Source organism: Burkholderia sp. Ax-1720 (assembly GCF_011753035.1).
Classification (GTDB): Bacteria; Pseudomonadota; Gammaproteobacteria; order Burkholderiales; family Burkholderiaceae; genus Burkholderia; species Burkholderia gladioli.
The window spans coordinates 1-1,265 of sequence record NZ_VWWK01000425.1; the positions used below are offsets into that span (position 1 = coordinate 1).

The following is a 1,265-nucleotide window of genomic DNA, read 5'->3' on the forward strand; positions in this document are numbered from 1 at the left end:
CAGCGCGGCCACGCGCCGGCCCGCCACGAGCCTGGCGAGCGCCGCCTGCCAGCCGTCGTGCGCGCGCGCTTCCCTGTCGGCCACGCAGGCCAGGCTGACCAGCGCGTCGTGCACCTCGTCGGCATCGCGCACCAGCGGCCAGGCTTCCTCGCGCACCGCGGCGATCGCCTCGGCATCGAGCGCGCCCAGGTCGTCGGCCGATTCCGGGTCGCTCCAGCGGCGCGCCAGCACCGCCTGGGTGCGGCGTTCCTCGAGCGGCGCATCGTCGAGGAAGGCATAGGGCTTGGCGTTGAGGATCTCGGCGGCCAGCGGCGAGGGCGCCGGCAGGTCGCGCGCCACCAGTTCCACCTCGCCGGCCTCGATGCGGCGCAGCAGGGCCAGCCAGGCCTCGGTGTCGAGCGCCTCGTGCAGGCAGTCGTCGAGCGTCTGGTCGACCAGCGGGTGATGGGGAACCTCGCGCTCGCCGACGATGTTCTCGATGCAGGCCACCTGGTCCGGGAACACCGTGGCGAGCAGGTCCTCGCTCTTCATGCGCTGCAGTTGCGGCGCGGTGCGGCGCCCGCCGGTATAGCGCGGCAGCGCCAGCGAGGTGGTGGCGTTCCAGCGCCAGCGCACGCCGAACAGAGGCGCGTCGAGCAGGGCCTGCACCAGCACGTGCTCGGCGCTGGCCGCGCGCAGGTAGCGCCAGACCTCGGCCAGCTCGAAGCTGTGCGCGAGCGAGAGCGACAGGATGATGGCGTCGTCGGTGGCCGCGGCCTGCAGCTCGAAATTGAAGGCGCGGCAGAAGCGCTTGCGCAGCGCCAGGCCCCAGGCGCGGTTGACGCGGTTGCCGAAGGGCGAATGGATCACCAGCTGGGTGCCGCCCGATTCGTCGAAGAAGCGCTCCATCACCAGGGTGCGCTGGGTCGGCAGCGCGCCGAGCGCGGCGCGCGAGCGGGCCAGGTACTCGACGATCTGCCGGGCGGCTTCCGGCGCGAGGCCGAGCGTGCCGGTCAGCCAGTCGAGCGCGGGGGCCAGGCGGCTGGGCTCGGGCGTGTCGTGGGCCGTCGAGGGGGCGGGCGGGGCAGTGCCTGCCGGCGGGGGCTCGGCGCCGGGCCTGGCCTTGGCGGCGGGGTTCGGATCGAGCGCCGCGCGCGAGGCGGATTTCGCCGCGCCGGCCTTGGTCGCCTTGGTCGCGGCCTTGGCGCGTGTACTCGCGTCGGTGGCGGCGTCCTGCGCGAGCGCGGCCGTTGAGCGCGCCGTGTGGATCGCCCGCGAGGCAGCCG

At 74.9% G+C, this 1,265-nt stretch carries 1 pseudogene; it reads right to left on the minus strand.

Going from position 1 to position 1,265, the window contains the following annotated elements:
• Window positions 1-1,265: pseudogene (locus F3J18_RS37390) on the minus strand (ATP-dependent DNA helicase); the annotation flags it as partial.